The organism is Streptomyces sp. NPDC047706, assembly GCF_043204795.1.
Classification (GTDB): domain Bacteria; phylum Actinomycetota; class Actinomycetes; order Streptomycetales; family Streptomycetaceae; genus Streptomyces.
The window spans coordinates 95197-121680 of sequence record NZ_JBIDCW010000023.1; the positions used below are offsets into that span (position 1 = coordinate 95197).

General features: G+C 68.5%; 26 protein-coding genes and 1 pseudogene. 16 read left to right on the plus strand and 11 right to left on the minus strand.

What is annotated here, in order from left to right; translation table 11 throughout:
* The first annotated feature begins 89 nt into the window (after positions 1-89).
* Both ACGF8A_RS25545 and ACGF8A_RS25550 read left to right on the plus strand, forming a co-directional pair.
* A complete protein-coding gene (locus tag ACGF8A_RS25545; protein ID WP_393111974.1) occupies positions 90-221 on the plus strand; it encodes a hypothetical protein in 132 nt (43 codons plus the stop codon).
* A 96-nt stretch (positions 222-317) separates the two neighbouring features.
* On the plus strand, positions 318-644 hold the full coding sequence (locus ACGF8A_RS25550) for an IS3 family transposase (protein WP_393111976.1): 327 nt from the start codon (positions 318-320) through the stop codon (positions 642-644).
* A gap of 33 nt (positions 645-677) precedes the next feature.
* Here the strand turns inward: ACGF8A_RS25550 and ACGF8A_RS25555 are convergent, their stop codons facing one another.
* From ACGF8A_RS25555 to ACGF8A_RS25570, 4 genes and pseudogenes are all read right to left on the minus strand, one after another.
* Positions 678-1010, minus strand: coding sequence for an ATP-binding protein (locus ACGF8A_RS25555; RefSeq protein ID WP_393111978.1), 333 nt, complete (start codon positions 1008-1010; stop codon positions 678-680).
* A 358-nt stretch (positions 1011-1368) separates the two neighbouring features.
* Positions 1369-2484 carry an amidohydrolase family protein gene (locus ACGF8A_RS25560; protein ID WP_393111980.1) on the minus strand — a complete coding sequence of 372 codons (1116 nt, stop codon included), beginning with the start codon at positions 2482-2484 and terminating at the stop codon, positions 1369-1371.
* Positions 2408-3636: pseudogene (locus ACGF8A_RS25565) on the minus strand (SDR family NAD(P)-dependent oxidoreductase). The gene ACGF8A_RS25560 and the pseudogene ACGF8A_RS25565 overlap by 77 nt, the downstream one beginning before the upstream one ends.
* Positions 3637-3741: 105 nt before the next feature.
* Positions 3742-4722 (minus strand): NmrA/HSCARG family protein, encoded by a 981-nt coding sequence (locus ACGF8A_RS25570; RefSeq protein WP_393111982.1) that lies wholly within the window; start codon positions 4720-4722, stop codon positions 3742-3744.
* Between the two features lie 658 nt (positions 4723-5380).
* Between ACGF8A_RS25570 and ACGF8A_RS25575 the strand changes: the two genes are divergently transcribed.
* The 3 genes from ACGF8A_RS25575 to ACGF8A_RS25585 all read left to right on the plus strand — a co-directional run bounded on the left by ACGF8A_RS25575 (position 5381) and on the right by ACGF8A_RS25585 (position 7549).
* Positions 5381-5839 (plus strand): cupin domain-containing protein, encoded by a 459-nt coding sequence (locus ACGF8A_RS25575; RefSeq protein ID WP_393111984.1) that lies wholly within the window; start codon positions 5381-5383, stop codon positions 5837-5839.
* Between the two features lie 848 nt (positions 5840-6687).
* Positions 6688-7155: a peptide-methionine (R)-S-oxide reductase MsrB gene (gene msrB / locus ACGF8A_RS25580; protein WP_393111986.1), complete on the plus strand. Its 468-nt coding sequence runs from the start codon at positions 6688-6690 to the stop codon at positions 7153-7155.
* A gap of 64 nt (positions 7156-7219) precedes the next feature.
* Positions 7220-7549, plus strand: a complete 330-nt coding sequence (locus tag ACGF8A_RS25585; RefSeq protein ID WP_393111988.1) for a hypothetical protein — start codon at positions 7220-7222, stop codon at positions 7547-7549.
* A gap of 147 nt (positions 7550-7696) precedes the next feature.
* Here ACGF8A_RS25585 and ACGF8A_RS25590 read toward each other — a convergent pair whose 3' ends face one another.
* Complete coding sequence (locus tag ACGF8A_RS25590) at positions 7697-7822, minus strand: hypothetical protein (RefSeq protein WP_393111990.1); 126 nt, start codon at positions 7820-7822, stop codon at positions 7697-7699.
* A gap of 71 nt (positions 7823-7893) precedes the next feature.
* Positions 7894-8040: a hypothetical protein gene (locus tag ACGF8A_RS25595; protein WP_393111992.1), complete on the minus strand. Its 147-nt coding sequence runs from the start codon at positions 8038-8040 to the stop codon at positions 7894-7896.
* A 514-nt stretch (positions 8041-8554) separates the two neighbouring features.
* Between ACGF8A_RS25595 and ACGF8A_RS25600 the strand changes: the two genes are divergently transcribed.
* The 6 genes from ACGF8A_RS25600 (at position 8555) to ACGF8A_RS25625 (ending at position 14567) form a co-directional block, all read left to right on the plus strand.
* Positions 8555-9493, plus strand: coding sequence for a hypothetical protein (locus tag ACGF8A_RS25600; protein WP_393111994.1), 939 nt, complete (start codon positions 8555-8557; stop codon positions 9491-9493).
* On the plus strand, positions 9490-10950 hold the full coding sequence (locus ACGF8A_RS25605) for a peptidoglycan-binding protein (protein WP_393111996.1): 1461 nt from the start codon (positions 9490-9492) through the stop codon (positions 10948-10950). Before ACGF8A_RS25600 ends, ACGF8A_RS25605 begins: the two co-directional genes overlap by 4 nt.
* Positions 10947-11684, plus strand: coding sequence for an ABC transporter ATP-binding protein (locus ACGF8A_RS25610; protein WP_393111998.1), 738 nt, complete (start codon positions 10947-10949; stop codon positions 11682-11684). The genes ACGF8A_RS25605 and ACGF8A_RS25610 overlap by 4 nt, the downstream gene beginning before the upstream one ends.
* Positions 11685-11860: 176 nt before the next feature.
* The gene (locus ACGF8A_RS25615; protein WP_393112000.1) at positions 11861-13138 is read left to right on the plus strand and encodes an ABC transporter permease; all 1278 of its coding nucleotides are present in this window, start codon (positions 11861-11863) and stop codon (positions 13136-13138) included.
* 201 nt (positions 13139-13339) lie between these two features.
* Positions 13340-13840: a SigE family RNA polymerase sigma factor gene (locus tag ACGF8A_RS25620; RefSeq protein WP_393112002.1), complete on the plus strand. Its 501-nt coding sequence runs from the start codon at positions 13340-13342 to the stop codon at positions 13838-13840.
* Positions 13841-13844: 4 nt separating this feature from the next.
* Positions 13845-14567, plus strand: coding sequence for a hypothetical protein (locus tag ACGF8A_RS25625; RefSeq protein WP_393112004.1), 723 nt, complete (start codon positions 13845-13847; stop codon positions 14565-14567).
* A 319-nt stretch (positions 14568-14886) separates the two neighbouring features.
* Here the strand turns inward: ACGF8A_RS25625 and ACGF8A_RS25630 are convergent, their stop codons facing one another.
* A complete protein-coding gene (locus ACGF8A_RS25630) occupies positions 14887-15510 on the minus strand; it encodes a TetR/AcrR family transcriptional regulator (protein WP_393112006.1) in 624 nt (207 codons plus the stop codon).
* A 60-nt stretch (positions 15511-15570) separates the two neighbouring features.
* Here ACGF8A_RS25630 and ACGF8A_RS25635 point away from each other — a divergent pair, with 60 nt between their 5' ends.
* Positions 15571-16224: a hemerythrin domain-containing protein gene (locus tag ACGF8A_RS25635; RefSeq protein ID WP_393112008.1), complete on the plus strand. Its 654-nt coding sequence runs from the start codon at positions 15571-15573 to the stop codon at positions 16222-16224.
* A 232-nt stretch (positions 16225-16456) separates the two neighbouring features.
* Positions 16457-16942 carry an RrF2 family transcriptional regulator gene (locus ACGF8A_RS25640; RefSeq protein ID WP_393112010.1) on the plus strand — a complete coding sequence of 162 codons (486 nt, stop codon included), beginning with the start codon at positions 16457-16459 and terminating at the stop codon, positions 16940-16942.
* A gap of 7 nt (positions 16943-16949) precedes the next feature.
* Here ACGF8A_RS25640 and ACGF8A_RS25645 read toward each other — a convergent pair whose 3' ends face one another.
* A complete protein-coding gene (locus ACGF8A_RS25645; protein WP_393112066.1) occupies positions 16950-17213 on the minus strand; it encodes a hypothetical protein in 264 nt (87 codons plus the stop codon).
* A 260-nt stretch (positions 17214-17473) separates the two neighbouring features.
* Between ACGF8A_RS25645 and ACGF8A_RS25650 the strand changes: the two genes are divergently transcribed.
* From ACGF8A_RS25650 to ACGF8A_RS25660, 3 genes are all read left to right on the plus strand, one after another.
* Positions 17474-17974, plus strand: a complete 501-nt coding sequence (locus ACGF8A_RS25650; protein WP_393112012.1) for a SigE family RNA polymerase sigma factor — start codon at positions 17474-17476, stop codon at positions 17972-17974.
* Between the two features lie 4 nt (positions 17975-17978).
* Positions 17979-18725: a hypothetical protein gene (locus tag ACGF8A_RS25655; protein ID WP_393112014.1), complete on the plus strand. Its 747-nt coding sequence runs from the start codon at positions 17979-17981 to the stop codon at positions 18723-18725.
* Positions 18726-19376: 651 nt separating this feature from the next.
* A complete protein-coding gene (locus tag ACGF8A_RS25660) occupies positions 19377-20042 on the plus strand; it encodes a DUF3152 domain-containing protein (RefSeq protein ID WP_393112016.1) in 666 nt (221 codons plus the stop codon).
* An 874-nt stretch (positions 20043-20916) separates the two neighbouring features.
* Here ACGF8A_RS25660 and ACGF8A_RS25665 read toward each other — a convergent pair.
* From ACGF8A_RS25665 to ACGF8A_RS25675, 3 genes are all read right to left on the minus strand, one after another.
* Positions 20917-22872 (minus strand): multicopper oxidase family protein, encoded by a 1956-nt coding sequence (locus ACGF8A_RS25665; protein WP_393112018.1) that lies wholly within the window; start codon positions 22870-22872, stop codon positions 20917-20919.
* A 223-nt stretch (positions 22873-23095) separates the two neighbouring features.
* Complete coding sequence (locus tag ACGF8A_RS25670; RefSeq protein WP_393112020.1) at positions 23096-24595, minus strand: PepSY-associated TM helix domain-containing protein; 1500 nt, start codon at positions 24593-24595, stop codon at positions 23096-23098.
* A gap of 1062 nt (positions 24596-25657) precedes the next feature.
* Positions 25658-26200, minus strand: coding sequence for a hypothetical protein (locus ACGF8A_RS25675; protein WP_393112022.1), 543 nt, complete (start codon positions 26198-26200; stop codon positions 25658-25660).
* Between the last annotated feature and the right edge of the window lie 284 nt (positions 26201-26484).

A 26484-nucleotide genomic window follows, 5' to 3' on the forward strand; every position in this document is an offset into this window, starting at 1 on the left:
GATTTTCGAGCGGGACGCGATCGTGGTCCTCGACGCCTCGGGCAAGACGATCGCCGCGGTTGCCTGGGAACTCGGCAACACTTCGAGTCTTGCGCGGCTGGTACCACCGGGCAAGGGCCGACCGGGGGGAGGGGCAGCCCGGTGAGCTCACCAGTGCCGAGCGCGAGGATCTGCGCCGGCTGCGCAAGGAGGTCCGTGAACAGCAGGAGTCGAGATCCTGAGAGGAGCGATGGCCTTCTTCGTGAAGGAGAACGACCGGTGATCGAGCTCTACCGGCTGATCCATACGGAGAAGGCGATTTACCCGATCGCCCTGCTGTGCCGGGTGCTGAAGCTTTGCCCGCTCCTCCTACTACGCTTTGCGCGAGGGCGAGGCCGTCCGCCGAGCCCGCCAGGCGGCCGACGACACGCTCGCGCACGAGATCACCGTGCTGCACCTTTGCTTCCCGCAAGACCCACGGCGTTCCGCGCATCCACGCCGAGCTGCGGCGTCTGGGCCGACGGGTGAACCGCAAACGCATCGCCCGCGTCATGCGCGAGCGCGACATCCGTGGTGTCACCCGACGCACGCACCGCTCGCTGACCCGGCCGGACCCGAAGGTGACGCCGGCCCCGGACCTGATCGGCTGCGACTTCCACGCATGAACGGCCCGGGACCAGGCCGGTCGGCGACATCACCTACCTGCCCACCCCGAGGTCAGGAGGTTCCAGCCCTTCTCGTAACGCTTCGAGATCACCTGGAAGTCCAGGTTCGCCTTGGCTCGTTCCAGCGGCTGGTTGTCCCACTTCGTCGGCCACCAGGACGCTGGGCCGGAGACAGGTGGTGAGCTTGCTGATCAGCCGGCCCTGGTCCTCGGCGGTTTCGAGGTGGTGGACCGTGTCGTCGAGGCCGGTGAAGCAGATAGCTCGCCCGGCAGGCCGCGAAGGCCGGGGTGACGGCGAACGACGACAAGATTGCCGTACGGCATAGTGCCTCCCATGGCCGGTTGGCGGAGCACCGGTTCTGGCCATATTTGCCTCATTCCACGGTGCTTTGGGCGGCGGAGCCTCGCAGACCGAGGCCCTGGCCGGACGCACTTGCTCCGGCCGATAACGTCCACCCGGAAAGCGGTCATCCCGGGCGGCCCGGACAGCCCTTTGCCGTGACCGGCGTGGTCGTCAGCCTTTCTCGGGTCACCTCGGCGCGCAAACCGTCAAGCCCACGAGGCGGTCGGCGACGTTGGTGAGCGCTCGGACGTAGTAGTCGCCCGCTTCGCTGTCCAGGACCGTCTGCACTGCCAGGGCCAGTAAGCACGACAGCGGCGGAACCACATCCCGATGTCGTCACGGACGCGTCGTAGGGCGGGAGCGGCTGTCCCCCGACAGCGCGTCATCGCACGCGGATCCCGGCGCGGAAGACCGCCCGGACGTTCAGGACGGCTGCGGGGTCATGCGCGATGTCGCCGTCGACGGCCAGGATGTCGGCGTCAGCGTCCGCGGTGATGCGACCCTTGCGGTCTTCCATTCGGCAAAGTCGGGCTGCCTGGCTGGTCATGGAGGTCAGCGCCACCAGTGGCGAGACACCCAGACGCGCCAGGTCGGCCACGGCGTAGGGAAGGACGTTGTGAGGCTTCCAAGGCGCCACACCGGCGTCCGATCCGATGACAACCTGGGCACCGGCCTTCTGAAGGTGGCTGTAGGTGTCCAGGAGAGCTTCGACCTGCTCGGCCATGCCCTCGGGCAACTGCAGCGTCACGCCCGGGGCGAGGCCCAGCGTCAGGCTGACGAAGGTTCCCTTCCGCACGAGGGCATCGACGAGTTCGGGGTCGGAGGCCACACCATCGGCGGTGAGGAACGAGACGTGTTCAAGACTGTCGACGCCCGCTTCTGCCGCGTCCTTGATGGCTTGGAGTCCGTGGGCATGCGCTGCCACCGGTAGCCCGAGGTGATGCGCCTCGTCCACGACCGCTCGCAGGTCGTCCAGACTGTATTGCGAAGCATGCGCCGGCATGGAGTCAGGTGTCATGTGTCCGCCGCTCGCCATGATCTTGATGACGGAGCAGCCTCGGGCGTGACGCTCGCGGACTGCGGCGCGCAGTGAGTCGGCGCCCTCGACCTCGCCTCCGAGGAAATGGCAGTGACCGCCGGGGGTGGTCAGCGGAGGGCCGGCAGCAAGGATCTCCGGACCCTGCTCGGGGTGCTGGGCCAGCTCCGTCTTCAGGGCCAGCGAGAGGTAGCCACGGTCACCGAGGTCGCGGACGGTGGTGACACCGGCCAGAAGAGCGGACCGGGCCGCAGCCCGCATGTGCGCCAAAAGGGCGCTGTCGGAGGTGGCAGCCAAAGAGGTCACGGGGTCCGGGCCCGCGTCGAAGGCGAGGTGGACGTGGGTGTCGATCAGGCCTGGCAGGAGGCAGGCCGAGCGCCCCATGTCAATGACCTCTGTGCCGTCGGTCGGCAGTGCGCCGCTGCGGTCCACACCTACGATGCGGTCGCCCGTGATGTGCACAGTGGCGGGGCCTGACAAGTTGCGTCCGTCGAACAGCGCTCCGGCGTGTATGGCATAGGAAGTCATCGAGGGATGTCCGATCTGTAGACGTGCTCGTGTGGTTGTCGCGGGCGTTGGTCGAGGGCGCCGCGTAGCCAGGGCCTTGCGCTGCCAGGAGCCCCCGAGCCGATGAAGCAGCCGCTCCGCAACAGCTCGCCCCGCGTTCGACGCCGGGGTCAGGCTGCTGTGCGGGTCGTGATGGCGCGGTCCCCCGTGGTCGTACGAGGCGTCGGCCTGGTGCGTCACTCCGTTGCAAACTGGTCGGTGCTGCTCGCCTTGGTGGGTCGGCAGATGCGTACTGGTCCACGCGTGGTCCGGTGCGAGGACTTCTCTGAAGGGGCGATCGTGTCGACGTGGTAGGGCCGGTGATCAGGTGGGGTAGGCGCCGTCGATGGTCCAGGTGGCGCGTGGACGAACGATGTCTCCGGGCTCGCCAGATATGCCACCGTGCTGGCGATGTCGGCCGGTTCTCCGGTGCGTGTTCGGCAGGCGTCGGTGGCACCATGATCTCGGCCGCCGGCCCGTTCAGAACGTCCGTGGCGATCACACCGGGCTGAATGTCGTTGACGGTGATTCCGCGTGGGGCGAGCTCGCCCGCGAGCCCGCGTGTCCAGCCGGCGACGGCCCCTTTGGTCAGGCTGCACAGGGCGAAGCCCCCTCCCGGGAACACCGGAAGGCGGTCGGCGAAGACACTGCGGATGTTGGCGAAGCGTCCGCCTTGCCGTAGATGCGGCAGGGCTTCCTGAGCGGCCACGAACGCGTCTCGGACGTTACCCGCGACGGCGCGGTCGACATCCTCGACGGAGAGGTCGGCAAGTGACCGTCCCTCGCCGTAACCGGCGTTGTTCACGAGGATGTCCAGCCCGCCGAATGTCCGGTCTCCGTGGCGGCCCTCCGGACCGCCCCGACGTCGCCGTTGTCGGCTTGGACGGCCGTAGCACGGCCGCCGGTGGCCTCCACCGCTTCGACAGGGGCCCGAGCCTCTTCCTCGGCCGGTACACAGGTGAAGGCGACCTGCGTGCCGTCCTCGGTCAGCCTCTTCGCGATGCCGGCCCCGATTCCTCGGGATCCACCGGTCACCAGCGCTGTCCTCTGCGCAAGTTGTCCGGTCACGGCATATGCCTTTCAGATCTTGGAACGGTGGCGCGACAACGGGGTCTGTGAGGGCAACAGGTGGGCCGTCCTCACGGGGCGGCCCACCTGTGGAAAGTGCAGCGTTCAGCCGATCAACTGGTCCTTGTGCTCGACGAGCCACTCGTCGAGCGGCTTCACCTGCGGGTTGAGCTCGCGCACGCGGTCGAGGTTCCTGTTGGCGACGAAGTTCTCCGACGCCTGCGCGTAGAACTGGTACATGTTGGCGATCTCATTGACGAACCAGCCACCGGCGGCGCGCATTGCGTCGTGGTCGACCGGGCGGTAGGTGACCTTTTCACCGAGGGCGTTCGTCAGCATCTCGGCGAGCTCGGTCCCGGTTGCGTGCGCGCCGGCGACACCGACCGTGCGGTTGACGTACTTGGCGCCGGCGCGGAAGACACCGTAGGCGGTACGGCCGATGTCCTCGCTGGCGACGAGGGCCATGACGGCGTCGCTCATCGGGAGCGCCAGGACCAGATCGCCGTTGTCGTCCCGCTGGGGGCCTTGGCCCAGGCCCGCGAGGAGCGACTCGTAGTAGAACGTCGTCTCCAGGAACGTCGTGGGGACGCCGGCCTCGGTGAAGTACGAGTTCGCCGCGCCCTTGGCGTCGAAGTGCGGAACCTTGTAGACGTCCATGAGCGTGGGCAGCTCGCTGCCGAGGCTCTGGAAGTGCGGGCGGGTGTCCTCCAGCGTGGACCAAACGACGTGCCGGAGGCCGGCGCTCTTCGCGGCACGCGCGGCAGCGGCGGCCTGGTTCAGTTCCATCTGCGGGCGCGTCAGGTTCGCGGCCTCCTGCTCGGGAGTCAGCTCCGCCCAGAAGTTGGTGACGACGAAAGCACCGTGGGCTCCGTCGAAGGCCGCACGCAGGCTCGCTTCGTCGTTGAGGTCGGCCTCCATGACCTCGGCGCCCTGCGCGGCGAGTTCCTGAGCCGCGGGTGAGTCGGCGTTACGAGTCAGTGCGCGCGCCACGAAGGGGCCGTCGGGGTCGGCCAGGATCGCGCGTACGAGGCCGCCGCCCTGCTGGCCCGTGGCGCCTACGACGGCAATGATCTTCTTGTCGCTCATGGACACTCCTTGATCGAGAGCAATGCCGAAAGTAGAGCATTGAACAGTTGACGCGTCAAATATCTGGGTCGGGATATCGTGCTCCTGTCTGTCGAGCAAGCTATTCGGGACCCGGGTGGAGTGGCCGCTGCGTCCGGCTGCGAGGCAAGGTCCGCTTCGCCCCGAAACTCCGCCTGTCGGAGCGGGAGCCGACCATGTCCAAGCCTGCGCCGTGCCATCGACAGGGGGGTGCGGAGCCGTGCCGATGAAGGGGCGCTCCCGCGCGGGCTCGCCGGTCCGGTCGTACGGTTGTGCTGTGCGTGCTGTACCGGGCGACGGTGCCGTGCGGCTCTCACTGTCGCCACACCGCGGCCGGGCCGAGCTGGATGGGTGTGGGGTGTTGCTGCGCGCGTTGCCGGGGCGTACAAGGGAGGCGGCCCTCTTCCTCTCGGGCCCGACAGCGAGGCTCTGTGGCTGCAGTGGGTCAGCCGCACGGAGGAACTCGCAGGTCGCCACCCCTGCACAGCGGTCGCCTGCCGTACGGCACGGTGTGGGGCCGGCATGTCGCGGGGCTGGTGCTGTCCATTTGCCGAGGGCCTGCCGCGTTCGCTCCCGACCGGAGGTCTCAGCTCAGGCACGGCGGTCATTCGGTTCATGAAGACTGAACGGGAGAGCAGTGATGATCGGAATACGTTTCTTGTGTGGCTTTCTGGCCGCCTGTCTGGCGGCCGTGGCGCTGTCATGCGCCCCTGCTGAGAAGCGTGCGAACGTCAAGATGCCGGTCGCCGCGGCGACCACGGAACGACCGTCCGAGACGCTCACGCCTGTGCTCGAACAGGAACTTCCGAACGTCAAGGGGAAGACGTTCACCTCGGCAATCGTGGACTTCCCGCCCGACGCAGTCGCGGTGCCGCATCGCCACGGTGACGCGTTCCTCTATGCCTACGTACTCGACGGCACCATGCGCAGCCAGCTTGAGGGCGAGCCGGTGCGCACTTTCAACGAGGGTGAGCACTGGGTCGAGGAACCGGGCGTCCATCACGTGCTGACAGAGAACACCAGCAAGACAGAACCGGCGAAGCTGCTGGTCATCTTCATCTCCAACACGGGAGACGAGCTCAAGACCCCTGACCGGTGAGAACGGGGTGGGCCGGGCCGGAGGAATCCATGCACGGTCAGCGGCGTGTCAGTGTCGGTAAACTGTTTCCGGCCGCTTGTCGGGTTCTTCCGGCCCTGTCCCCTGCGGTGGGGTGGACCGCCACGCCGGCTGCTGCCGACGCCGTGAGGGCATCGTGCTCAAATGTCGAATTCGTGTGCCTTAGAGGGACCTGCTGCCGCGGTTCGGGCTTGGCGGACGGTGCACGTACACTTCGCCCGACGGGCGGCCGACGGAACCTTCGACCCGCAGGCCGAGTCGGTCATCGGCAAGATCCGTGTCATGCAGCCCGGGCCGGGACGGCCCCGCCCGGCCGGAGCGGTTGGTGGCCGACAAGGGCTACTCGGCCCGCTCCTTCCGCGCCTACCTGCGCAGCCGCGGAGTCAAGGCCACCATCCTCAGCGGGGCGACCAGCTCGCGGAACCGATGTCGGCGCCGCGAACGGCCCTGCGGCTTCGACAGGGTCGTCATGTTGCTTCACGTCGGCGGCTGCCACATTTCGCGATCGACTCAAGGCCGCTAAGGAAGAGCCGTGGCCATGGTGATTGCCGTGGGGCGCGCCCGTTTCCACGGCCGGGGCGAGCAGCGGTAGCCTGTTGGGAGTAGGCGTTGCCGCAACGGCTCCATGCGCGCTGCGAAAGTCCCTCGGATCGTCGCGCGGCCCCGGCCCGTGATCTCCCACCCTCGACGTCATTGTTGAGTCAGCAGCCTTCGCAGTGCGCGCCGGGCGCCCTCGTGCGGTGGCGCTCGGGCGGGCGACCGGCCCGCCACACCAGCACGGGCGTCGCCGGGCTCGCGTTCAACGCGGTGGGCCGCCCAGGGAGGTAGCCATGCCGGAGTACCGCAAGAGCCCGGAGCGTCTCTCACAGCTCACGGACCAGCAGTATCGCGTGACTCAGCAGGACGGGACGGAGCCCGCCTTCGCCAACGCCTACTGGGACAACAAGGCGCCCGGGATCTACGTGGACATCGTGTCCGGGGAGCCCTTGTTCGCCTCAGTGGACAAGTACGACAGCAGGTCCGGGTGGCCCAGCTTCACGAAGCCGCTGGATCCCGGCCACGTCGTCGAGCGCTCGGACACCAGCCACGGCATGGTCCGCGTCGAGGTCAGATCGGCTCAGGGGGACAGCCACCTGGGGCACGTCTTCCCCGACGGGCCCAGCGACCGCGGCGGGCAGCGGTATTGCATCAACTCAGCGTCCCTGCGCTTCATCCCCGTCGGGGAGCTTGAGCAGGAGGGCTACGGCGCATTCTTGAGCCTCTTCGATTCGCCGGACGAAGGGGCCACCGAAGCCTGATGCGTCTCTCGAACGGCCTCGGACACCCACCATCACAGAGTCACGCCGACAGGAGTAACGCACAGTGACCGGACAACTCGACGGCATGGCCGCTCAGGACGGCGCACGAGTGCCGACCGAGCAAATCCCGGCCGCCGTCACCGCCGGAAGTCTCGTCTACAGCGACGGTGCGACGCAGACCTTCGACCCCGACGGGTCCACCCGCTACTTCGAGGCGGGGCGTCGGACGGAAGGGATGTGGTCCGTCGACGAGAGCGGGCACTTCAGCTCCTTCTGGCCCCCCTCCTACCGGGCCTCCTACGATCTCCACTGGGTAGTGGAGGAAGAGCAGATCGTCGGCCTCCGGTTCACGGACCTCAGACATGGAGTCCGCTTCGACGGCCGCTACCAGTGACCCCTGGCGCCCGTGCCTGAGGCCGGGGGATGCCTTGACGAAGGACATGGAGGACTCCCCGGGGTTTGGTCGGCTTCACGCAGAATCGTCGGGGCGGAGCTCACCTGGCCTCGGCGCTGTGCTCCCTTCGTTGAGCGGGCTCGCCCTCTACCTGGTGGCGACGGTCGGCGACAGGCCCACCGGGCGGGGCTCGGTCTGGAGCCGGGACGGATCGAACTCGTCGAGGGCGAGCCCGCCGCACAGGTACTGGGCGGCTTGCCCGGCGGCGTGCACATGGCATCGCGCCGCCGCCCGGACAGGACCGCGGCCTGGACAGGGGCCGGCGACGTAGACGGGCGGACGGGTCAGGGGCGGCCCTGCGTCCGGGCGTTCTTCGCCGGCGGCCCGGCCGGGAGTACGTCGCGCACAGCCCGGACCATGAGCCCGAACGGGGTCGGCACCATCGGGTTCCGGACGATCTCGCCGAGATCCATGGCAAGGCCGTCAGTCACAGGGAGTAGGCACATCACAGAAGGTGGACCAGAACCACGACTCGTGAACAGAGCCGGCACGCCACTCCTTTGAGCAAGTTCGCGGGTCACAACGTGGCCGCCGATGTCCTCGGGCTGGAGATCGGTGCCCTTCGCCCCGAACCGTGCGACACGTGTCTGGACCTCGGACCCGCCGGCGCGGTTGGCCACCACGGGAGGGGCCGGGCCGGGGAGCGGGCCGGCGAGCAGGAGAAGGCGCTCAAGCAGCAGATCAATGCGAGTGGATGTATCCGCCGGTCGACGACGCCATCGCCATGCTCGGCTTCGCCGACCCTGGTGACACCTGGTCGATGGAGGAAGTCAGCGGGGGCCGGCCGCAGGGACCGTTGGTGCGGTTCGCGCATCGATCTTGAAACGTGACGTGGGTCACTTTTGGCTCGCAGGCTCTGCTCTGCATGGGGGTCCACCGGGTTGAGGAAGTCGACGGGATCTTTTCGCCCCGCACGGCCATGTCCGATCGACACGATGGAACGACGTGACTTCTCTATTCAAGCTGCGCCCCGCCCTGCCGGCTGTTGCCGCGGCCGCGACCGGGGTGCTGGTGCTCACCGGGTGCTCCGGGAGCGGCAGCACCTCACCCCAGGCAGCTGCCTCGGCGGGCTCGCCCACGGCCCCGGCAACTGCCGTGAACGGTGAACTGACGATTCCCCAGGACGCTGACGAGGAGACCAAGAAGGCATACCTGTACCAGAACGCCCTCGCCGTCTGCATGCGTGCGAAGGGCTTCACCTACACACCGCACGTAGAGGGCGATGAGGCAAAGCCCTTCCCGTTCGACGGTCAGGACTACGAGCTGGCGAAGGAGTACCGCGGAAAGTACGGGTACGGCGTCACCTACGCCCGGGTCGTCTATCCGAACGACGTCAACGCCATCGGCTCGCGGGCTTACACCGAGAAGTACGAAACGAGCCCCGACCAGGCGTATCGGGAGTCGCTCTCCCCGGCTCAGCAGCGGGCCTACGAGAAGGCTTTCGGGGAGCTGGCAATGGTGGACGGAAAGAAGACGGAGCTGCCGGGCTGCCGCACGGAAGCTCAGCTGAAGGCCTACGGGCCGCGGAAGTCCACCGCCGAACTCGCCCGCGAGGCGGACGTCGCCCGGGAAGCGGACCGAGCGGCTCAGCAGGCCCTCGACGGGGACCCGAAGCTGGTATCACTGGCGCAGGACTTCGCGTCCTGCCTCCGTGGTGAGGGGATCGCCGTCACCACCACACAGCCGACCTCCATCGGTGACATGGTGAAGTTCCAGGTGAACAGCCAGGGCGGCAACGTGGACGAGTTGGACAAGGAGACCGCGAGGACCAAGCTCGCCCAGGAGATCAACGTGGCCCTGGCGGATCTGGAGTGCGGCAAGGCGTTCCGTGCTGCGTACTTCCCGAAGCTGGCCAAGCACCCCTTCACCGGACTCGGCGGATGAGCGGCGTCCGGAGCGGCCCGTCGCGCCGCAGCAAGCAGGTGGCGATCATCGTCGGTGTGGTGGCCGCGGTGGGCGTGGGTGGATGGTTCACCGGTACGCAGATGCAGTCACCCGCCGATGCCGCCGCCGCGCGCAAGCCGCCGAAGGCCGGTCCCGTGACGGTCGCGGTGGCACGCCAGAAGCTGACCGCGACCGTGGTGGCCCAGGGCGCCGTGGAGTTCGGGGCACCGCAGGGCATCTCGCTGTCGGGTCCGGTGGGCTCCTCCGGGGACGACGAGACCACCCAACGGGTCACCAGACTGCCGACCAAGGGGGCGACCCTCGACGAGGGCAGCGTCCTGATGCAGGTCAGCGGCCGTCCGGTGTTCGTGCTGCGAGGCCCGGTGCCGATGTACCGCTCCCTTGGCCCGGGCAGTTCGGGCGAGGACGTACGCCAGTTGCAAAGCGCGCTGCGCAGGCTCGGCCACGACCCGGGTGCCGTCAGCGGCAATTACCGTGGGGGCACCGCGGCCGCGGTGGGCCGCTGGTACGGCAGCAAGGGTTACGAGGCGCAGAGTCCCGGCGTCGCCGACCAGCAGCAGCGTGCCGATCTGGAGGCGGCGGTGTCGTCGGCCCAACTGGCCCTGCTCGATCTGCAGTCGGGCGGGGGCGACGGCACGGACTCCGGCACGGCGACCGCGCCGGAGTCGAGTGAGGCCGCGGAACTGCGGTTGCGCGCCGCGCGACGGCAGCTGGACCAGGCCAATGCCGCGCTGAACGCGTTCGAGGCCACGTACGGCACCAAGGTCCCGGCGGGTGAGGTGGTCTTCCTCCCCGACCTTCCGGTGCGTGTCGACAAGGTCAAGGTCGCACTGGGTGGCCCCCTGGACGGCGAGGTGGTCACTGTGACGTCCTCCGACGTGTTGGTGCAGGCGACGGTCCCCGGAGCGGACGGCGCAGCCCTGCGCGAGGGTATGGAGGCGCGGGTCGAGACAGCCGACGGCCGTGAGGTGCGCGGCGTCGTGTCACGGATCGGCGGTACGGGCGCCGGTCAGGGTGGTGACCAGGCTGGTGCCGCCTCGGGGGACAACGGCAAGGGCGGCACGGACGGGGAGCCGTCCGGTGGGAACGAGGAGTCCGGCGGGGACGGGGAGGCCGGCGCCGGATCGGACCCGGCCGACCCGTCGGCACCGGTGCCGTTGGAGATCTCGGTGCCCGATCCTGGGCCCCTGCGAAACCAGGTGGGGGGCGTCGCCAAGGTGACCATCGAGGTGGGCGCCTCCGAGGACTCCGTCCTGGTGGTGCCCGCGGCGGCGGTGCGTACATCCACCGAGGGCAAGGCCCGCGTGCAGGTGCGGCGGGACGGCAGGACTGTCACCGTGCCCGTCAGGGTGGGTATCGCCGCCGCCGGCCTCGTCGAGGTGACCCCGGACGGCGGTTCGCTGGCCGCGGGTGACCAGGTGGTGGTCGGACAGTGAGGCCACGTAGCGCCGTGGCGGCCACGCTCGAACAGCCACCGGACGCGGACACGGTGATCGAACTCAGATCGGTCTGCCGGACTTTCGATGCCGAACCGCCCGTGCGCGCGCTGCAGGACGTGGAACTGACGGTCCGTCGAGGCGAGCACCTGTCGATCGTCGGTCCGTCGGGGTCGGGGAAGTCCACGCTGCTGAACACCCTGGGCCTGCTGGACCGGCCGACGTCGGGAAGCTACTGGCTCGACGGAGTGCTGACCAACGCCCTGGGCGACCTGGAGCGCACCGCTCTGCGCGGCAGCCGTATCGGATTCGTCTTCCAGTCCTTCCACCTGTTGCCGTACCGGACCGTGGAGGAGAACGTCACGCTGGCCGAGACGTACCGGGCTCCCCGGCCGGGCCGCGGGCGCTCCACCCGGGCCGAGCGTGCCCGGGAAGCGCTGGTACAAGTCGGTCTCGGACACCGCTGCGGCTTCCTGCCCGGTCGGCTGTCCGGCGGCGAGCGTCAGCGGGTGGCCATCGCCCGTGCCTTGATGGGCGAGCCGGCCCTGCTGCTGTGCGACGAGCCGACCGGCAACCTCGACACCGAGAACACCGACTCGGTTCTGGCGCTCTTCGACGAACTGCAGTCGCAGGGCATGACGCTGCTGGTCATCACCCACGACGATGCCGTCAGCCGCCGGGCGTCCCGGCGCGTACGGATACGTGACGGCCGACTCAGTCAGGAGACCGTATGAGGAAGGCCACCCGTCGCGTCGAGGACCCGGGGGCGCAGCCGCGCAAGCCCGGCGCGAAGCACCCTCCCGCAGCGCCGGTACACCCTCGGTACAGTGCGGATGCGGAACAGCCGGCCCTACCCGGTACCGCGCATCGATCCGCAGGTCCCGAACGCCCGGACGGCGGGACGGAAGGGGTGCAGCCGCCCCGAGGACGCCATCGCGGCGAACACCGCCGGTCACGCCGCGGGGACCAGCCGGAGCGCCCGCGGATCGACCCGCGGGACCTGTGGTCGGAAGCGCTGGCCGGAGTACTCGCCCGCCCGGTGCGCTCGGCACTGACGACGTTGGGCACCGTGCTCGGCATCGGCACCCTGGTGATCACGATCGGCGTGGCATCGACGGCGGCGAACCAGATCGTCGGCCGGTTCGACGCCCTCACCGCTACCTCGGTGAGTGTCACGGTGCCGCCCCCGCGTCCCGAGTCGGACAGTCCCCCGCTGGTGGACTGGGCAGGTGTCGCAGCGGTCGAGCGCCTTGCCGGAGTCGTCTCGGCCGCGGCGCTCGCCGACTCGGCAGGTACCGCGAACGTCCAGGTGCGGGCCAACGACGTGGTCGCGCCCGGAGAGCTGACCTCGCCGACCTTGGCGGTCGTCGCGGCCGGCCCCACCCTGCCCGAGGCGGTCCGCGGCACGATGGTCAGCGGTCGCTTCTACGACGCGGGCGACATCGCCCGTCACGACCGGGTGGCGGTCCTGGGGGACCAGGCGGCCCGTCTTCTCGGTATCGACGACGTCCGCGACGCGCCCGCCGTCTTCTTCCGCGGCCAGTCCTTCACCGTGATCGGGGTGCTCGACGGCTTCCGGCGCGAGCATCGCCTTTCCACGTCGGTGATCCTGCCGCCGACCACTGCGGCGGACCGGATGCACCTCGAGCATGTGACCCAGGTGCTGGTCAACACCTCCCTCGGGGCGGCCCAGCAGGTTGCCCGGCAGGCGCCCATCGCCCTGTCTCCCGGGAACGAGGACGCGCTGACCGTCATCGCCCCACCGGACCTGTCCAAGGCCAGGAAAGGCGTCCAGGGCGACGTCAACGGGCTGTTCCTGGTGCTCGGACTTGTCTCTCTCGTCGTCGGCGCCATCGGCATCGCCAACGTCACCCTCGTCACCGTGATGGAACGGATCGGCGAGATCGGGCTACGGCGCGCCCTCGGCGCGTCCAGACGTCAAGTGGCAGGTCAGTTCCTCACGGAGTCGAGCATGATCGGTCTGCTCGGCGGAGTCATCGGCGCGGCCCTCGGCATCGTCGTGGTGGTCTGCGTCGCCGGCGTCAGGCAATGGACCCCGGTACTGGACCTGCGCCTCGCCCTCGGTGCCCCGGTGGCCGGGGCGCTCGTGGGACTCCTTGCGGGTCTGTACCCCGCACTGCGCGCCGCCCGCATGGAACCGGTGGACGCACTGAGGGCACCCTCGTGATCCGCCAGGCGCGAGGCTCGGGCCATCGAGATCCGCGGGAATGCGTGTGCCGCCGCGTCCCGGTTCGGCGAATGCTCCGGATCCACGCCGAGGGCCGGAAATCTGTGCGGTACGCCACGACGGGCAACATCCCGGGTGCGCGAGACGGTTCAGCCGGCGTGAGAGCACCCGGCGCACATCGACGAACGGTACGAGGACGGCATGCGCAGCGGTTGGACGGAGTTCGAGGAGTTCGTGGCCCAGTGCGGACCGCGGCTGCTCCGCTCGGCCTGGCTGCTCACCGGCGACCAGCACCTCGCGGAGGATCTGCTGCAGACCGCCCTGGCCCGGAGCTGGCCCAAATGGCGGCGCATCAGCGACGAGCACCCCGAGGCATACGTGCGGCGGGTGATGATCAACGTGCATGCCTCCTGGTGGCGGCGGCGCTGGCGGGGAGAGGTACCGCACGAGTCGCTGCCCGAGTTCCCGGTGCCGCGGGACCGGTACGGAGAAGTGGATCTGGAACGCACGGTGCGGCAGGCACTGCGCCGTCTTCCAGCCCGGCAGCGGGCCGTGGTGGTACTGCGCTACCTGGAGGACCGCAGCGTCGAGGAAACCGCGGCGCTGCTCGATTGCTCCGCCGGAACGGTCAGGAGCCAGGCGGCAAAGGCCCTGCGTACGCTGCGTGGCACTCTGCCGTATCCCGCCGATCTGCGGAGGTGAGTAAGTGAGTACCGGAAAGGACGAGCCCGGGCCGGAGGTCGAACTGCTGCGAGCGGTGTTGCTGGACCAACCAGTGGATCTTGCCGCACCGCCCGACCGCATGACCACGGTAGCCAACCGGTTTCGCCGCACCCGCCGACTACGCGTCGCGGCGACCGCGGTGCCGATGGCGCTGCTCGCGGCCGTCTTCCTGCCGCATCAGCTGGGTCCGGACCGGACCACAGGCGTCGCCGCTCCACCTGCGTCGCCGCCGAGGACGGACCTGCAGAGCCTTTACGGACGGCTGGAAGTGCCTGTTCCGCCTCAGTGGAGCCGGCTCACCGTTCCGTCACAGCGGGACGGGACCTCATCGGTGGCCTTCCTCTCCACCCATGCGCTCAGCACGCCGGAAAAGGCCTGTCCCGGTTTCCAGGCCGGCGACTGGACCGACCCAGCCTGTCTTCCCGTGTCCGGCCGCGATCTCGGAGCCCTCCTAGCCTTCCAGATCGAGGACGACCCGGCGGCAGCTGTCAAGGCCGGGCGCCATACCGCGGCGCAACCGATCGAGGTCTCTCCCGTCTGCCGCTCCCTGTCCGGAACCAAGATGTACAAGGTGCAACGGTCAGCGGGTCCCCAGGATCCGAACGCGGTGCTCAACGCGATGGCATGCGTGGGTGAGCTCACCCCGCAGGCTCACAGCCAGCTGCTGACCATCCTTGACAAGGCTTTCGTCGCCTCTCCGTCCTGACCTGGGAAGCGAGTTGAGGACCGGTGCCCCACTCAAAGGCAAGACGGCAGGCAGGCCTCCCGGCCGGGCAGGCATGTGCGGCGACGGGAGCGCCGGCCTTCTCTTGATCTAGGCCGGCCGCAAGCCGGGCATGGAACGAGACACGTGTGACCGACACTTCGCGGGAAGTGTCGGTCCGCTGGAGCCTGGTGGCGAGACGCGGCGATCCCTCCAGGCCCCTCGGCAAGTGCTCGCGGTGGTCATGGCCACACAGGCCCGCGCGCGGCGCGCCCGCCCGATCGTACGGGGCCGGCAGAGCGAGGAGGACCGAGAGGGAGGCTCAGCACGTCTTCAGCAGTGCCTGGCAGGCGGACTGGGCAATCCATGCCTCCGCACGGTCGAAAGACCATGCGCGCTCCCCGACTAGGGTCATCCAGGCATGTGGGCCGAGGTAGAAGAACAGCACGTCGAGGACTTCCGAGGGCGGAACGTCGGTGCGGAGGCCGTCAAGTGCCACGAGGCGCGCGGCGACCCGGGTCAGGGCCTGGACGTAGTCGTCCGCTCCTCTGTTCAGAACCGCCTGCACGGCCGGCTCCCCAGGGGGGTTCCGGTAGAAGAGCCCGTAGACCAGATCCCAGTGGCGTTCGTGTGTCTGCCGCGTTCCTTCGGCTGTCAGTTCGATCACGGAGCGCGGGTCGTCGCTGGCTTCGACGGCGGCGAGGTTCCTCGCGATGGCGGGATCGCTGATGGCCGGCTCCAACAGGGCCGTAAGGATGCTGGGCTTGTTTCCCACGCTGGCGTAGACGGTCGGCACGGCGATGTTCGCCGCCTCCGCGATCTCCCCGACGGTGACGCCGGCGTACCCCCGTTCCAGGAAGAGCGCGTGCGCGTTGCCCAGGATGGCCTCGCGCGTGGCGGCCGCCGAATGGGTGCGTCGGGGGGAGTGGTACTTCCGGCTGTTCACCAGCGCAGTATATCCCCTCACAAGCAGTCACCATATTGACAATGTAGAGTTCTAATGAATATGTTCACTGCTATGACAAATCAAGCTCTCACCGAACCGCCGGCCGTCGTCGAGACCCGCCTCGCCCACGCCGTGCACCGTGTCGGAACCAGCTTGCTGGCCGAGGCAGCCATTCACCCGTCGGTACCGTTGGACACCTTGGCCTCGCTCCGCGACTTCCTCGTAGCGAACCTGCGCCATCACCATGAGACCGAGGATCACGATCTGTGGCCCCGGATTCTCGTCTCCGCACCGGACGTGCAGCAGGCGCTCGACAGTCTGAGCGGGGAACACGAACACCTGGATGTGGCCCTGGACCGACTGGCAGCGGTGTCGATCGGCGACGACGAAGGCGTCAGGCCCGAGCTACGCGACGCGGCCGCTGAGGTGCGTGACACGGTGCTGGAACACCTGGCTCACGAGGAGCCGGTTCTCTTCCCCGCGCTGCGCGACCACATCAGCGCGGCGGAATGGACGGAGTTCGCCCAGCGAGTGATCGCGACGACGCCGCCCGTGGCCGGACACCTGATGGTCGGTTTCCTCGACGAGGTGGGCACGCACGCTGAGGTGGAACTGGTGCTCGCAGGCATTCCGGAGCCGGTGCATGCCCTCCTTCCGGCGATGCGTGCGCAGGCTGCCGTCGACCTGCGCCTGCTGCGGGGCTTCGGCTCCTGACCGCGTCAAGTGGCACGGTCGGAGTACTGTGAGGGCCCGCCCGGACCGGCTGCCCAACTCCGCGCTGCTGCCGACAGCGTGTTGGAGACGGGCTTCGGCCTCTGAGCCGCGTGGGACGCGTGGCTCTGGCAGGATGCCCGCACCACCGTTGTGATCCTGCGCCCGCCCGCGAGGGCCCAGCTCACGTTTGTTCCGCATTGCCCGCTCGAATCTGGATGTTTAGTATCCAGTGATGCAAACGAGTAAGGGCGTCGAGTGGGCGGTCCACACACTGCTCAATCTGGCATGGCTGCCAGATGACGAGCCGGTGGCAACCGCGCAGCTCGCAGCAGCCCATGACATGTCACCTTCATATCTGAACAAGGTGCTCCAGCAGCTGGTGCGAGCGGACATCCTCCAGTCCCTCCCTGGGGCGCGGGGCGGATTTCGGCTGGCCCGCCCTCTGGATGCGGTGTCGATGCTGGACGTGGTCCTGGCCGTCGAGGGAGACAAACCGCTGTTTCGCTGTGCCGAGATCCGCCAGTGCGGCACTGTGGGCGAGCGCGTTCCCGAGAGCAGCTTCGCCCTCCCGTGTGCGGTACGGTCCGCCATGGGGGAGGCCGAGGCGGCCTGGAGGAAAACATTGGCGACTCAGAGTCTCGCCGAGGTGCAGGCCGTGGCCCTGGCCAACGCTCCGAGCGTCGCGCAGCACGCCCGCCGGGCACTGGGTCGCACCTGAAGGCGGATCACCCGGAGACCTTCAGGGTCCGGGCGCTCGTCGCCGGAACTCTGCCGCGGTCAGTGAGCGTTGCGTGGGCCGGCGGTTGTGGTGGAGCCAGTGATGCGTCGGTGCCGGACCCGCCTTGGCTGCGGGGTCCGCGGACGGAGTGTTCTTCGCCGGGGTAGAGCATGAAGTCGGCGTGGGTGCCGGCGGCGCGGGGGTTGTGGACGGCCTGCTTGGTGGCGGCGGTCTTGACGGAGGAGTCCTGGTCGCCCTTGAGCAGGAGCAGGGGGCCGGGTCTTGGTGCAGGGGACGGTCCGTTCGTCGAGCCAGCTTTGGATCTTGATGGCGGTGGCGGGGTCTGGGGGTGAACTGGTAGTCGAGCGAAACTCCTCCTGGCTCACACGTCATGTCTGGTCGTCCGACCCGCAAGCGGCAAACGTGCGGTACCTGTGATGTGTCCCACGTCGGGCAACGTCTTCGATGTGCCGAACGGTTCAGGAAACGTGGAAACACCCGGCACACATCACACGACGGTACGAGGGCGGCATGCGCAGCGGTTGGACGGAGTTCGAGGAGTTCGTCGGTCAGTGCGGACCGCGACTGCTCCGCTCGGCCTGGCTGCTGACCGGCGACGCGCACCTCGCAGAGGATCTTCTGCAGACGGCCCTGGCCCGCACGTGGCCCAAGTGGCGGCGCATCCACGACGAGCAACCCGAGGCGTATGTACGGCGTGTGATGATCAATGTGCACGCCTCCTGGTGGCGGCGGCGCTGGCGGGGGGAAGTACCGCACGCGTCGCTGCCCGAGTTCGCCGTGCCGCAGGACCGGTACGGCGAGGTCGATCTGGAACGACTGGTGCGGCAGGCACTGCGGCGCCTGCCGACCCGGCAGCGTGCCGTGGTGGTGCTTCGGTATCTGGAGGACCGCAGCGTGGAGGAGACCGCGGCCCTTCTGAACTGCTCCACCGGAACCGTGAGAAGCCAGGCAGCCAAGGCGCTGCGTACGCTGCGCGGCACTCTGCCGCAACCCGTCGGTCCGCAGAGGTGATCGGATGAGCATCGGTCAGGACGATCACGGCCCGGAGATCGAGCTGCTGCGCGCGGTACTCCTGGACCGGCAGGTGAGTCTCCCGGAACCACCCGACCGGATGGCCGGGATACGCAAGCGGTTCCACCGGACCCGTCGGCTCAAGGCCGCGGCGGCCACGGCGGCCGCGATGCCGCTGGCCGTCGCGCTGGCCGTCGTTCTGTCCCCTCAGCTGGTTACGGACCGAACGGCCGATGTGGCAGGCCGGACGACGCGACCGCCCGCGTCACCACCCACCGACCCGGCGTCGTCGAGCCTGCCGGACGTTGCGGATCTGGACCTGCCTGTTCCGCCTGACTGGAACCAGCTCACCATCGCCGCAGGAAGCGACCAGGCTTCTTCGGTGCGCTTCATCTCCACGAACCCGCTCGCCAGGCCGGAGAGGTCCTGTCCCGACCTCGAAGCCGACGACTGGGCCGAGTCGGCCTGCCTGCCCGTGTCCGGCCCCGGTATCGGCGCACTGATGGCCTTCCAGATCGAGACCGACCCGGCGGCGGCCAGGGCCACGACTGACTCCACGCCGCGGTTTGTCGAGGCATCCCCTGCCTGCCGCTCCCTGTCCGGGACCAAGATGTACAAGCTGCAGCGGCCGGTCGGCGCCGAGCACCCGGACGCCGTCCTTACCGGCGTGGCATGCGTGGGCGAGCTCACCGAAGAGGCCAACAGAAGGGTGATGCTGATTCTCAGCAAGGCTCTCCCCCCGGAATCCTGAACCGGATCCGTGGCGTCGCAGCAAGAGTCCCGGTCGGCCGCCCTGGGCTCTCCGTGAACCGTGCCGGCCCCCGCAGCCATCGCCGCCCGGTCAACCGGCCTGGCCTGCCGCACGGGCGGTACCCGCGCATGCCGGCAGGCAGCGGCCGCGGTGGAAGATCACCTGCGCAGTAACCCGATCCCCCTCCTGGCATACGTGGGGCGACCGTACCCAGAACGCCTCGCGCCACGCGACCTGGACCGAGACGATCCGCACGTTGCTGCGTCGGTGGTCGTCCTTCTCTCACCGAAAGGCAGTCGCACTTCCTCATGGCCGTAACCCATCGGCATCCGCCCCAAGCCGTCGCCGCCGCCGAGGTGCTCACCTCAGCGTCGGCCGACCTGACCTGTCTCGCCGTACCGAACGGGAGCCGGACAGCCGGTGCATCCGTGCGGGACGGAGGCAATCGCCGTGCCTAGGCCCACCACAGCACGGCCACGGCGCGCAACACGGCACCGCAAGGCCAGTCGTCGCTCCCCATACCGGCGGGTCGCCCTGGCCGCCCTTGTGGTGAGCACGATCGCCGGGGGAGGCGTCCTGGCCATCCGGTACGCCCTTCAGCCCGGCGCGGAGGCGGCAGCCATACGTGTCCCGGCGACGTCCGCAACGGGCATGGCCTCGTCCACGACCGCTGACTCCGAGCGCGCCGCTCGCCCCTCGCCTTCGTCGTCACAGCCGACCAGGAGCCCACGGCCGAAGCCGCCGCCCAGCCTTCCTGCCGAGGGTCCCGGCACCTTCACCACGGCTCAGGCTTCCGGCAGTCCGGTCGGCTCAGGGCCGCTGTACCGGTACCGCGTCCAAGTCGAGGACGGCGTAGACATATCCGCCGAAGGCGCCGCCGCGGAGATTCAGGCCATCCTCGCTCACGAGCGAAGCTGGGCCGCTCACGGCCGCGGTTCGTTCCAGTTGGTCTCCTCCGACGCCGATTTCGTCATCAAGATCGCCACACCCGCCACGGCTGACCGACTCTGCCTGGCGGAAGGTCTCGACACCCGCGGGGAGCTCAATTGTGAGACGTCGCAAGGCGTGGTGGTGAACCTGCGCCGTTGGGCGCTGGGCTCGCCGCAGTTCGACGGGACTCCGGCGGACTACCGCCACCTCATCATCAACCACGAAGTCGGTCACGAGATCGGCATCCGCACACACCTCGGCTGCCCTGGTCCGGGGAAGCCGGCGCCGGTGATGATGCAGCAGATCAAGGGACTGAATGGCTGCGTGTCCAACGCCTGGCCGTACGACGAGCACGGCAGATACGTCGATGGGCCGCCTGTGCAGTGACGGGCGCATTCTGACGTCAACCTCGGGACGGCCACCAGGCGGAGGGTTCGCGCCGCTCTGCCACACGTCGAACAGGTCCGGGGCCCGTGGTGACTCCGTAGCGGATGGACCGCCTGGTCCGGGATCTCCGTCAGTCACGTGGTCTACGGGATCCTGCGGAATGGCGGCACCTGCCCGAGCGGTACGTGCCGTGGACGACGGACTACGAACGCTTTTGCCGCTGCTCGGCCGACGGCACCGGGGACCGGCCTCCCGGCCCACGTCCAGCAGCACTCCGATGCCGTCGGCGCCGTCGACTGCACGTTCGTGTGTCCCCACTCGACCAGCGTGCGGGCCCGTGAGCATGCGGCCGGGGCACAAAAGGGGGGCTCGGCCCGGGTGAGGCGCTCGGCCGGTCCCGCGGGTGCGCACCCCCGGCGGTCCGCGGCCGCGACGCGCGGCTCGACCACCGCCGGCCGAATGCCGAGGGCGGTCCGCCCCGGAGTACCCGACCGGGCAGCCGATCTCCGGCAGCTCCAGGAGGGCGTCCAAAGGGGCTGTCATTCCAGGACGTTCGGTTCCGCCTCACGGGAAACCGCCCTCGGCAGCGTGCCGGGGCGGAGCGCGACGGGGCATGTCGTGTGGGGGCAGCCTACGCTCGCCCTGCTCCTCGGAGATGGTCCGCAGGTGGCTGCGATCAGCCGCCTGGTTGTCGATCTTCTCCGAGAGACGAGCGCAGTCGCCTCGTAGGGGCCCGCCGGGTCGGCGTGTCGTGAGGCGGCGGCCCGCCGCCACACGACGCCGCGGGGCATGCGAACGGGGCCGGCGCAAGGCCGGCCCCGCCTTCGTTCCGCGCCGCCCCGGGGTGCGCTCCAGGGCGGCGCGGACTACCGCGTCACCCCTGGTGGTGCCCCGGGTGCCCGCCACTCATGGCGCCGTTCATCTCCATGATCATGTGATGGACCTTGTGGATGGAGGCGGGCATGATGACGAACGGACGCATCATGCCTTCGTCTTCGTGGTCGAAGATGTGACAGTGGTACACCACCTTGCCCGTCTGCTTGGCGAGCCGTCCGGCCACCGTGACCAGAGTGTTGGCGTGGACGGTGATGGTGTCCTTCCAGCCGGATTCCTCAGGCGCGACCGGAAGCGCGGCCCCCAGGGTGATGGGCTTCTTGGTGTAGCCCTCCGTGAAGTCCAGACCGGAACCGTCTATGGCGCGCCGGTCGATGACCTGCAGGTCCATCAGATGGACGTGCATGGGGTGGTAGATCGGCACCCCTGCCGGGGCTGCGCTGATGAAGTGCCAGCGTTCCCAGGTGCCGGCCGTGGCGAAGAAGGTGGTGGTGTCTTCGAACATGACGCCGGTGCGGCGCAGCGTTCTCATTCCGCTCGGCATCTCGATCTGGACGATTCCCTCACGCGTCCCCACCTTGGGATCGACTTCCTCCATCTCCCACATCTGAGGCATGGCGCCGGTCTTGTCGAAGCCGAGGACGACGAAACGCTCGGTGGCGTTGTCCGGGACATCACCGGCGGTGATCTTGCGGAAGGAAGACGCAAGAGTAGCGGGCAGCGAGTACGCGGCGCCGCGCCGCTTCTCCACACGGAACTGCATGACTTCAGGGAAGGGCATGGCGAAGTCGGGCAGGGGCAGGCCCGGAGTCTGGCCGGGGATGGTGTTGACGAGCTTCAGCCGCTTTCCGGACAGAGCTGCGAAGTCGATGACGACATCGGCGCGTTCAGCCGGGGAGAGCGACAGCGCCTCGTCGATGGTCTGCGGCTTGCCGAGCAGGCCAAGATCCGTTCCGACGAGCTTCATGGCGCCCTTGACGATCTTGCCGGTCTCCTCGTCGACGACGGCAAGACGGTAGGCGCGGGCGCCGGAGACGTTCACCACGCGCAGTCGGTACGCGCGTGCCTCCACGTCGAGGTAGGGCCACACCACTCCGTTGACCATGGTGAAGGGGTTGAGGCTCGCCAGCGCCGGAGGAATGGTGTCCGGCTCGGGTGCTCCCTCGCCGGGGATGATCCGCTTGGCCAGGATCTGTCCGGTGAGTCGCCCCCTCTCGTCCGTCTCGAAGTTGACGTCCTGGATCATGAGGGGGATCTCGTACTTCCCTCGGGGGAGACGCAGCCGCTCCTCTTCCTCGTCGCGCACCAGGTAGTTGCCGATCAGTCCGGCAGCCACGTTCAGGGCTGTCACTGCCATGGCGTGGTCGTGGTAGAAGAGGTGCGCCGCTGCCTGGTCGTTGGCGAGTTCGCCCAACTGCGAGTTCCCGGGAGTCACTCCGAACTCCGCCGCACCGTCGTTGAGGGCGTTCTGGTGGCCGCCGTGTACGTGGACCGATGTCCAGGCGGTCAGGCTGTCGATCTCCGGCCTGGGGAACCCGCCCTCCGACCCGGGGCGGTTGTACGGCAGGAGGCCCGGCCCGGGGCCCTCGGGGTGCACCCACACGGCCTTGACGGGAGTAGTGCCGCTCAGTCTGTTGTTCCAGGAGACGCGTGCCTTGCGCTTGCTGCGCACTTCGATGGTCGGGCCGGGGAAGTGGCCGTCATAGGTCCACAGTCGAGTCGCCGGCATCTGCGAGTGCAGGCGCTGATACGTGTCGACCAGGTCGATGTCCAGGATGTCGCTGGAGTGGGGACGCAGCGTCGGAGGAACCCGCAACCGGTCCTTGAAGGGGGTCAGGCGCGAATGGGTCGGCTTGCTGACCCCGTCCAGGGTCTCGGCGGGCACCTTCTGCGCCGTCGCACTGTTGCTGTTGACGAGCGCGGCGCCGCCGACGGCGATGGCGGCTGTGGTGATGCCCGCTATGCCGAGGACTGATCGCCTGGAGTGTTCTGCCATGGAATATGTGTCCTGGTTCTGGGATGTGTTGGGCGGGTGAACCCGGCGCGACCGTTTCGGCCTGCGGCTATGGGCGGTTGCTGATAGGTGGCGGCGCTGCCTTGATCAGGTGCGCCAACTGTGGTCGGAGTGGGTCGAGGAGGGCGGCGTGATACCGCGGGAGCGGGCTGTTGCCGGGGCTGGGTGCGCGGTTTGCGGAGGCACCCCGCGGCCGAGGCAGTTGCTACGTTGCTGTGTCCGTCCGCGTGCGCAGGATGACGCCGACCGCCACGTCGACGACGAGGAAGCCCAGCAGGGTGACCCCCAGAACGGGCAGGGCCCAACCCACAGCGGCCACGACCGGCACGCCTGTCAGCAGCAGCGGCAGGGGCACTTGCCGCCACGCGCCGCGCGCCGGTGCTCGGCCAAGCCGTCTGGTACGGGTGGGTCGGCGCTGCCACCACATCCGGTAGCCCCAGAGGAGCACGAAGACGAGACCGAGTGCGATCAGAGCGAGCACGATCTGGTTGGCGACACCGAACAGCCGGCCCATGTGGGCTTGCACGCCGAGTTTGCTGAGTTTGGCTGACACGGGGTAGTCGGCCCACCGGCTTTCGGAGGTGACCTGCCCAGTGACGGCATCCACGGCGACCCGGTCGTAGTGCACCGGCCACTGCGGGTCGTCCTGGGCGACCGTCCAGGCGTTCGCCTCGTCAACGGGCGGAGTGACCTCCACCTTGCCGCTCAGGCCGACGGCACGGGCCGCGGCAAGCGCCGAGTCGAAGTGAGCGGGGTTCACCGGCACTTCCGCACCTGATGCGCCGTGCCCGGCATGTTCCGCGTGATCGCCCTCCTCTGCTCGAGCGTCACCCGGCAGTGTCGTCACCAGTGCCGGAGGACGGCCGCCGGTCGCGTCGAGGAAGTCTCCGAATCGATCCCCGGCGTAGTGGGACCATGTCAGGCCGGTGGCACTGAGGCAGAACAGCCCGATGGCGAGCCATACTCCGGTGGCTGCGTGCAAACTGCGCGTGCGCCGAACTCCGCGAGCGCCGTGGTCGGGCAGCAAGATTCCCCGTGCGGATCCGGTCCGCCGTCCACGGGCGCGTCCCAGCCACAGGAGCAGACCCCCGGCGACGATCACCCACAGCCAGCTCGCCGCGGTTTCGGAGTAGAGCCGGCCTGCCTCACCGAGGTGGAGGTTGCGATGCAGATCGTCCAGCCAAGTGGTGAGAGGCGTCGATCCGTACCAGGTGGTAAGTTCTCCCTGCACCTCAGCGGTGTAGGGGTCGACGAAGACCGTACGTTGCTTCTCGCCCAGTTCCGGAACGGACAGCACCACTCGTGTGGTGTCCTCTGGGCCGGACGGGGTGACGACCGAGGACAAGGTGCCGTCAGGATGGGCTTCCCGGGCGGCGATGATCTGGTCGCCCAGCGGTCGCGGCGTCGTACCCACCTCTTCGACGCGGAGCTGCTCGTCGTAGACGAGTCGGTCGAGTTGTGGTGTGAAGGTGTAGGCAAGCCCTGTGAGCGCTGCCACGAGCAGCAGGGGTGCAACGAATACGCCGGCGTAGAAGTGCAGTCGGACGAGGAGTGCCCGTGCTCCCTTCCACGAACGACGTGGGCGGGGAGGCTGCCCGTCTCCTGAGGGGAGCGGAGTATTACTGGCCGGGTCGGTGCTGTCGGCGATGGCCGCCACAGGTTGATGCGCGTAGCTTTGTGGCACGTGTTCTTGCGCGGAAGGCATGCGTGGATTTCCAGTTCGGCGCACGTCGCGCTGGAGCGCGGTCGCTGCGCGATGTCAACGATTTGGCGCCTCGTCAAGCGATAGGGCGCGGCACGGGCGAGGCAGTTGTGGTGCCGGGCTGCCACGTGTGTGTGAGATGGATCGGGTGTGAGATGGGTCGGATGTGAGACAACTCTGTTCGTCGCCGGGGGTGGTGGCGAGCACCCAGGCTGAGGCTTCACACACGGCAGCCATCGGGAAGCAGTACGAACATAGACACGTATCTGGCCACCCTGGTCGAGGGATGTCCAGATTCAGCACGTTGCACATGCTGCGAGCGCTCAGGCGGAACATCAGCGTGCCGATCTCCGACGTGCTGACTCGATCATCACCATGAATACTTGACATGTCAAGCAGGTGACGCGTCGGCAGGACGTGCCACTGAGTGCGGGTACTCTTCCCCTCTGATGGGCAAGCGGCGCCAGGTGCGCCGGGCCGTGGCGCGACACACGGCCGCAACCCTTCTCCCTCACCCGTGGGGTATACGCCTGAGGGTGTGCGTCGGCATATGTAAAACTGGATATGATTTTATCCTGATAACGACCGCCGCAACGTGGTCATTGGCTGTGACCGAGCCGCCGCGGTGTATTCCACGGCACCGGTGCGGCCGAGGGCTTGTCGCTCGCAGAACTGGAGGGCAAATCTGATGACGACCTCGTGGTGCGGCCGCGCTGTACGAAGCCGATCCCGAGAAGGCGCGGATTTCTCACGACCAGACTCTCGGGCTGTTTGTGAGGTCATGCCGCGCTTCCGGCCCCGGAGTCCGCTCGGGTGCGTACCCCACACGTATCCGCCGCCGTCGCCGTGATCGTGACAAGCGGAGCGGTAGCGGCCGCGTGCTTGAACTCGATACCGGGCACCCTGGTAGAAGCGCCACCCCTGCGCAGCGCCTACGGGTCGGGGTCGTTCGACGACCTTCGGGATTGTTGCTGTGAGTGGTGCTGCGGCCTGCCGTGTTCCCGCCGCTGTAGGCGGCCCGTTCGCGCTGCGTCGGCTCGGTGCGAGCGACGAAGGGCAGAGACGTCAGGCGTCGCTCATCGACGCGCTGGCAGCCTTCGGAGCAGCGGGCACGATGAGTGCGTACAGAACTGAGCGGTTCTGCTTGTCGCGCCTGACCTTGCCCTTGGCGACGAGGGATTCCAACGTGTTACGTACGACCTGGGGCGTCGACGCCCGTCCCGGATGCTTCTCCAGCAGCTCGTCCCGTAGTTCCTTCGCATGCCGCGGTTCGTCGTACTCGCCGAGCAGTTCGGTCAGGATGTCCCCCAGGAGAGGCTGACCGGACCTGTTCCGCACCCCGGCATCGGCGCCCTGCTCGCTGCCTCGCCCACCAGCGATCTCCTGCCGCTGCTCAGTGGAACCAGCATGACGTTTCGCGAGCGCCAGGATGTCGACCAGCAGGGCTTCCTCCTGCTGCAGGGCCTTGATCCTCGCTGCCAACTCCCCCTGCAGACAGCGGTTTTCCTCCAAGTCTGCTGCGGCCTGCTCGACGTACCGCGCCCTGAGTGAGGCGGCTGATTGATGGGGCACAACCGGTACTCCCTTGAAATCGATGATGCACGGCATCGTATCCAGGCTGCATACCAACGCGGAGGTTCCGACGATCCAGCCCCGGGGGCAGCGGCTGCTCGCGTCAGCTCTCCTCAGACGAGCTGTCTACGAGCCTGAGGGCCAAACAGTGTCAGGGCCGGTGCCGATGGCACCGGCCGAGCGAAGCGAACGCCCGAGGTCTCCGGTGAGGATGCGCTTGTGTCGCCATCTGTACCCGGCCGAAGCCCGGGTGGGCGGTCGCTGCCGCACCGTCGGGAACGGCCGCGGCCTCTCCCCGTGCCGCCTGCGGGGATCGAGCG